Here is a 6,820-nt window from a genome sequence, read left to right as displayed (position 1 = left end):
GTGTGGGCGGGCGGCGGCCGGTCCGCCCGGCCCGGGTCCCCGTGGATTTCGCGGGTGCCGCCCCGCGGCCGGCACTACCCAGGACACAAAAAAGGGCCGCGATTCGCATCGCGGCCCCTTGGTCATACCGTGTGGCGCACCGTTACTTGGTGATGTCCACATCCTTGGTTTCGTGCAGGAACAGGCCGCCCACCACGACCGTCATCAACGCGATGATGATCGGGTACCACAGGCCGTAGTAGAGGTTGCCGGTACCGGCCACCAGCGCGAAGGAAATCGCCGGCAGGAAGCCACCGAACCAGCCGTTGCCGATGTGGTACGGCAGCGACATCGAGGTGTAGCGGATACGCGTCGGGAACAGCTCGACCAGGTAGGCGGCGATCGGGCCATAGACCATCGTCACGTACAGCACCAGCAGCCACAGCATGAAGATCGTGCCGGGGATGTTGATGCGCGCATTGTCAGCCTTGGCCGGGTAACCGGCGGCACCCAACGCACCCTTGAGCTCTCCGCCGAAGGCATCGCCCTTGGCCTTGAGTTCTTCCTTGGTCAGGCCTGCAGCCTCGTAGGAGGTCACGGCGGTGGTCCCGACGTTGACCGTCGCCAGCGTACCGGCCGGTGCCGGCTTCACTTCATAGGGCACACCGGCTTTGGTCAGGGCCGCGGTGGCCACGTCGCAGGAGCTGGTGAACTTGCGCAGGCCGACCGGATCGAACTGGAACGAGCAGGTGTTCGGGTCGGCATTGACCAGCGCCGGCGAGTTGGTGCGGGCTTCTTCGATGGCCGGGTTGGCGAAGTGGGTCAGGCCCTTGAAGATCGGGATGTAGGTGATGGCGGCCAACAGACAGCCGGCCAGGATGATCTTCTTGCGGCCGATACGGTCGGACAGCCAACCGAAGAAGATGAAGAACGGCACGCCCAGTGCCAGGGCTGCGGCGATCAGCAGATAGGAGGTGGTGGCGTCGACCTTGAGCATGCTGCTCAGGAAGAACAGCGCGTAGAACTGGCCGCCGTACCACACCACGGCCTGACCGGCTGCGGCACCGAGCAGGACCAGCAGCATCAGCTTGAGGTTGCCGTCCTTGAGGCTGTCACGGAACGGGGTCTTGGAGCCCTTGCCTTCGGCCTTCATCTGCTGGAACAGCGGGGATTCGCTCAGCTGCAGGCGGATCCACACCGAAATGCCCAGCAGCACGATCGAGACCAGGAACGGAATACGCCAGCCCCAGGCTTCGAACGCTTCATTGCCCAGGAAGTAGCGGCAGGCCAGGATGATCAGCAGCGACATGAACAGGCCGAGCGTCGCGGTGCACTGGATGAAGCTGGTGTACAGGCCACGCTTGTCGGCCGGTGCATGCTCGGCGACGTAGGTTGCCGCGCCACCGTATTCGCCACCCATCGCCAGGCCCTGGGCCAGACGCAGAATGATCAGGATCACCGGGGCGGCGAAGCCGATCGAGGCGTAGTTGGGCAGCACGCCGACCAGGAAGGTCGAGATGCCCATGATCAGGATCGTGACCAGGAAGGTGTACTTGCGGCCGATACGGTCGCCGAGGCTGCCGAAGAAGGCCGCGCCGAACGGGCGCACGAAGAAGCCGGCCGCGAACGCCAGCAGGGCGAAGATCATGCCGGTGGTTTCATTGACACCGCTGAAGAACTGCTTGGCAATGATCGCGGCGAGCGAGCCGTACAGGAAGAAGTCGTACCACTCGAAGACGGTCCCCAGGCTGGACGCGAAGATGACCTTCTTGTGTCCCTGGGTAAGTTGGGCTTTCGCCGGTGCAGGTGTTGTTGACATGGGACGCTTCCCCTCCGAAGCAATCGTGGTGTTGTGCCGGCTGTTCACCGGCAATCGTTTTTTCTTTTAGAAGCTGTACTTCGTGGTGAACTGCAGGCGGCTGATATCGCCCTTGCGGCCATCCTCGATCTCGCGCACGCCGTACATCAGCTCGGCGCCGACATCGACCTTGGGCATTGGTGTGTAGAACACGTTGCCGCGGATGCTCTGCACGCTCTTGGTGACCAGCGGGCCAAGGCTGCCGTCGTTGTCGTAATCGCTGCGCGCGTAGATCAGGTTGGTGCGCAGCTTCGGAGTAAAGGCATGGCGCCAGCCCACATAGCCGGCCAGCACGCCGGTCGGGTTGAGTTCGTCGCGGGCGATGTCATACGCGGTATCGGCGGTGACGCCCAGGCCGATGTAACGTGCGATGCCTTCGCCACCGGTGACCTGGTAGTGCAGCGTATCGGTCGGGCCCATCACCCACTTGCCGCCCAGGGTGAGGCCGCCGGCGATCTTGTCCGCATCGGCACCGGTGGTCTGGTTGTCGACCTTGAGCTGGCGGACCACGCCGCCGACGCCGAAGGTGCCCCAGTCACCCTTCCAGCCATAACGCAGGGTCAGATCCGGCAGCGCGCCGCGATCGGAGTTGCTGGCCACGTTGGTCCACGCGCCGGTGACCGGGTTGCGGGTGCCGGTGAGCAGCGTGGTTTCCGGGTTTTCCAGCGCGACGCTGAAGCCGCCCTGGGTGTAGCGGATCTGTGCCTGGCGCACGAAGATCACACCATCGGTCGGGCCGACGAAGTCCGCCGCTTCCGGCAGCGACGCGGCGTCCATGAAGTTCGACCAGGTCTGGCCGGCCATCCAGTTGTTCCAGTACATGTAGGCGTGACGCAGGGTCGCACCGTAGGTATTGGTCGCGGTCTGGTTGCCCAGTGAGTTGCCGAAGAAGTCCATCTCGAAGAACGCACCGGACTTGTTGCCGGCCTCGCTGACATTGTCGATGCCAAGATTGAAGCGCGAGAACTTGGCGTGGGCGTTGTAGTCCACGTCCGAACGCTTGCCGCTGCCGCCGGCACCGGCCACCGGGGTCTGGCCCGGCAGGTACAGCGCGCGACCGGTGGCATCGTCGGCCAGCTGACCGTCGCCGGTCTGGGTGGCGAGGAAATCGGCCTTGATGAAGCCGCCGATCTTGACCGTGGTCCCCGGCGCGGCGCCCGGGGTGATGGTGGTGACCTGGATCGGCTGCTTGCCGGCCGGCACGGTGGCCGCCACCGGTTGCTGCGCCTGCACGGTGCGCACCGCGGTGACATCGGTCTGGGCCTGGCTGATCTGGACCTGCTGTTGCTGCTGGTTGTTCAGCAGCAGCTGGACCTGGCGCTCCAGTTCCACGACGCGGGCTTCCAGTGCTTTCTCTTTTGCGGTTTCGGCGAACGCCATGCCTGGCGCGATCAATGCGACGAACATGGCGGCGGCCAACGGCCGGCGTGTCGTCCTCAGCAAACGGTGGCTCATGTTGCCCTCTCTCCCGGGTGGCAAGGTGATGCCGCGCATGGGGCACGGTCGAGCCGAGGGTGCGGCGGGTTGACGCACCGAAGCTATTGGCCATTAGTCGTACTCGCCCCAGCGGGGCGAGTACGACCCGGGCGCCGGCAGGCGGCCGGCAGGTGCCGAAGGCACCGTGTAGGTACCGACCGTTGGTCGGTACGCAGTGCCTCACGACCAACGGTCGTGGGCTACCGGGGCGAACGGCCGTGTGCCTCACGACCAACGTTCGTGAGCTACCGGGGCGAACGGCCGTGTGCCTCACGACCAACGGTCGTGGGCTACCGGGGCGAATGGCCGTGAGCCTCACGACCAGCGGTCGTGGGCTACCGGGGTCAACGGCCATGTCATATCGGGGTGGCCGGCGTTCGACCATGGTCTAACCACCCCGATACCGCGCAGACGGGTGGATGCGGCAAACTGAGGGGGAGAGGTCGCCACTTATGTTGCGACCGCACAACCCCAAGTCAACGTGCAAGTGAGGGTGCCATGGCTGATCTTTACCCCGTCGACGCCGCGTTCGCCGCGGCATCGCGGATCGACAAGAACACGTACCAGCAGCTCTACCGCGAATCGGTGGAGCATCCGGATGCCTTCTGGGGCAAGGCCGCCGAGCGCCTGGACTGGTTCAAGAAACCGACCCGCATCAAGAACGTCAGCTACCAGCTCGACGATTTCCGCATCAAGTGGTTCGAAGACGGCGAACTCAACGCCAGCGTCAACTGCCTGGATCGCCAGCTCGACAAACGCGGCGACAAGATCGCCCTGCTGTTCGAACCGGACAGCCCCGATGCACCGTCCCAGGGCGTCACCTATCGCGAGCTGTATGAGCGCACCTGCCGCCTCGGCAACGCGCTGCGCAACCTCGGCGTCAAGAAGGGCGACCGGGTCACCATCTACCTGCCGATGATCGTCGACGCCGCGGTGGCCATGCTGGCCTGCGCGCGTATCGGTGCGATCCACTCGGTGGTGTTCGGCGGCTTTGCCCCGAACTCGATCGCCGACCGCGTCATCGACTGCGGCAGCAAGCTGATCATCACCGCCGACGAAGGTCTGCGCGGCGGCAAGAAGATTCCGCTCAAGGCCAACGTCGATGCCGCGCTGAAGCTGCCCGGCACCACCACCGTGGAAACGGTGCTGGTGGTCCGCCACACCGGCGGCGCGGTGGACATGCAGGCCCCGCGCGACCGCTGGTTCCACGACGTGGTGGATCCGCAGCCGACGCAGTGCGAGCCCGAGCGCATGAACGCCGAGGATCCGCTGTTCATCCTCTACACCTCCGGCTCCACCGGCAAGCCCAAGGGCGTGCTGCACACCACCGGCGGTTACCTGCTGTACGCGGCCTACACCCATGAAGCGGTGTTCGACCTGCGCGAGGACGACATCTACTGGTGCACCGCCGATGTCGGCTGGGTCACCGGCCACAGCTACATCGTGTACGGTCCGCTGGCCAATGGCGCGACCTCGGTGATGTTCGAAGGCGTGCCGAACTTCCCGAACACCTCGCGGTTCTGGGAAGTGATCGACAAGCACCAGGTCACCATCTTCTACACCGCCCCCACCGCGATCCGCGCGTTGATGCGCGAAGGCGATGCACCGGTCAAGCGCACCTCGCGCAGTTCGCTGCGCCTGCTCGGCAGTGTCGGCGAGCCGATCAATCCGGAAGCGTGGCGCTGGTACTACGAAGTGGTCGGCGACAGTCGCTGCCCGATCGTGGATACCTGGTGGCAGACCGAAACCGGCGGCATCCTGATTTCCCCGCTGCCGGGCGCGGTCGATCTCAAGCCGGGCTCGGCCACCCTGCCCTTCTTCGGCGTGCAGCCGGCGCTGGTCAATGCCGATGGCGAGATCCAGGAGGGGGCCACCGAAGGCAACCTGATCATCCGCGATTCGTGGCCGGGCCAGATGCGCACCGTCTACGGCGACCATCAGCGCTTCATCGATACCTACTTCCGCACCTACCCGGGCAGCTACTTCACCGGCGACGGCTGCCGTCGTGACGAGGATGGCTACTACTGGATCACCGGCCGCGTGGACGATGTGATCAACGTTTCCGGCCACCGCATCGGCACCGCCGAGGTGGAAAGCGCGCTGGTCTCGCACCCGAAGGTGGCCGAAGCGGCCGTGGTCGGCTTCCCGCACGACATCAAGGGCCAGGGCATCTATGCCTACGTGACCCTGATCGCCGACGAGACGCCGAGCGATTCACTGCACAAGGAGCTGGTGGCCTGGGTGCGCAAGGAGATCGGTCCGATCGCCGCGCCCGACCATCTGCAGTGGGCACCGGGCCTGCCCAAGACGCGCTCGGGCAAGATCATGCGCCGCATCCTGCGCAAGATCGCCGAGAACGCCCCGGACCAGCTCGGCGACACCTCGACCCTGGCCGATCCGTCGGTCGTGGCCTCGCTGGTGGAAGAACGCAAAGTGAAGTGAAGTAACCCTTCACCGTGCAGGCGCAGGATGGGGCCGCGTCATCGCCTTCGCGCTGTCGCTCCCACGATCCGCAAGCGGATCGTGGGCCCCGCCTCACCAGCTCCCACACCCCGCCGCTTCGCGGCCGCCCCCTGACTCAGGGGGCTGTCATCTCGATAGACCTTTTCGTTGCGTCGCTGCACGCCTCCGCAACATGGCCCCCACCATGACGACCCTCCTGATTGCCGATGACCACCCGCTGTTCCGCGAAGCCCTTCGCGGGGCCGTGCAACGCGTCATCCCCGGCGTGCAGCTGTACGAAGCGGATAGCGTGGAAGCGCTGTACCAGCTGGCCGACCAGCACACCGACGCCGACCTGGTCCTGATGGACCTCAACATGCCCGGTGCGCAGGGCTTCAACGCGCTCGTGCATATGCGTGCCCTGCACCCGCAGCTGCCGGTGGTGGTGGTGTCCGCACGCGAAGAGCCGACGGTGATGCGCCGCGCGCTCGACCATGGCGCCTTCGGCTTCATCCCCAAATCCGCCGATTCGGACACGATCGGCCATGCGCTGGGCACCATCCTGGATGGTGAGACCTGGGCACCGCCGGAAGCGCACAACGTGCCCCAGACCGGGCGCGAGGAACGCGAGATCGGCCAGCGCCTGCGCGAGCTGACCCCGCAGCAGTTCCGGGTATTGCAGATGCTCGGCGCCGGCCGCCTCAACAAGCAGATCGCCTACGACCTCAATGTCTCCGAAGCGACGATCAAAGCCCACGTCACCGCGATCCTGCGCAAGCTCGGTGTCACCAACCGCACCCAGGCGGTGCTGATGGCCGGCAAGCTGGCCATCGACGACGAACAGATCGTGTTGCCGCCGGAAGAAGAGTAGGCGTTATAGCCGGAGCTATGAATTCCAGCGTGACCTGCGCAATTCGCGGCAAACGCTCCACGCCGCGGGCCCGGTGCTAAGCTTCGCGTCCCCTTGGGGAGTAGCCGGATTCCTGCTGAAGGAATCGCCCGTATCAACATACTCGGCCAGTGCGCCGTGGTGCGGGCAACCATCTTGGTTGGCGAGACCAGCGG

The 6,820-nt window shown here is 65.4% G+C and carries 4 protein-coding genes; 2 read left to right on the top strand and 2 right to left on the bottom strand.

Features of this window, described 5'->3' with window-relative positions:
• Nucleotides 1–142 precede the first annotated feature (142 nt).
• Both ABE571_RS17390 and ABE571_RS17385 read right to left on the bottom strand, forming a co-directional pair.
• Nucleotides 143–1,798 (bottom strand): MFS transporter, encoded by a 1,656-nt coding sequence (locus ABE571_RS17390; protein ID WP_019185606.1) that lies wholly within the window; start codon nucleotides 1,796–1,798, stop codon nucleotides 143–145.
• Nucleotides 1,799–1,864: 66 nt separating this feature from the next.
• Nucleotides 1,865–3,292, bottom strand: coding sequence for a DcaP family trimeric outer membrane transporter (locus ABE571_RS17385; RefSeq protein ID WP_313211921.1), 1,428 nt, complete (start codon nucleotides 3,290–3,292; stop codon nucleotides 1,865–1,867).
• 519 nt (nucleotides 3,293–3,811) lie between these two features.
• Here ABE571_RS17385 and acs point away from each other — a divergent pair.
• Together acs and ABE571_RS17375 are read left to right on the top strand one after the other, a co-directional pair.
• Complete coding sequence (gene acs / locus ABE571_RS17380) at nucleotides 3,812–5,755, top strand: acetate--CoA ligase (RefSeq protein WP_346494281.1); 1,944 nt, start codon at nucleotides 3,812–3,814, stop codon at nucleotides 5,753–5,755.
• A 205-nt stretch (nucleotides 5,756–5,960) separates the two neighbouring features.
• The gene (locus ABE571_RS17375; protein WP_121040978.1) at nucleotides 5,961–6,626 is read left to right on the top strand and encodes a response regulator transcription factor; all 666 of its coding nucleotides are present in this window, start codon (nucleotides 5,961–5,963) and stop codon (nucleotides 6,624–6,626) included.
• The last annotated feature ends 194 nt before the right edge of the window (nucleotides 6,627–6,820 follow it).

This window comes from Stenotrophomonas sp. TWI273, assembly GCF_039674765.1.
Taxonomy (GTDB): domain Bacteria; phylum Pseudomonadota; class Gammaproteobacteria; order Xanthomonadales; family Xanthomonadaceae; genus Stenotrophomonas.
This window is presented reverse-complemented; position numbering and strand designations above follow the sequence as displayed.

Excerpts from the sequence above, each read along its gene's own strand:
- ABE571_RS17385 (WP_313211921.1), bottom strand. The coding sequence starts at position 3,292 with ATGAGCCACCGTTTGCTGAGGACGACACGCCGGCCGTTGGCCGCCGCC.
- acs (WP_346494281.1), top strand. The coding sequence starts at position 3,812 with ATGGCTGATCTTTACCCCGTCGACGCCGCGTTCGCCGCGGCATCGCGG.
- ABE571_RS17390 (WP_019185606.1), bottom strand. The coding sequence starts at position 1,798 with ATGTCAACAACACCTGCACCGGCGAAAGCCCAACTTACCCAGGGACAC.
- ABE571_RS17375 (WP_121040978.1), top strand. The coding sequence starts at position 5,961 with ATGACGACCCTCCTGATTGCCGATGACCACCCGCTGTTCCGCGAAGCC.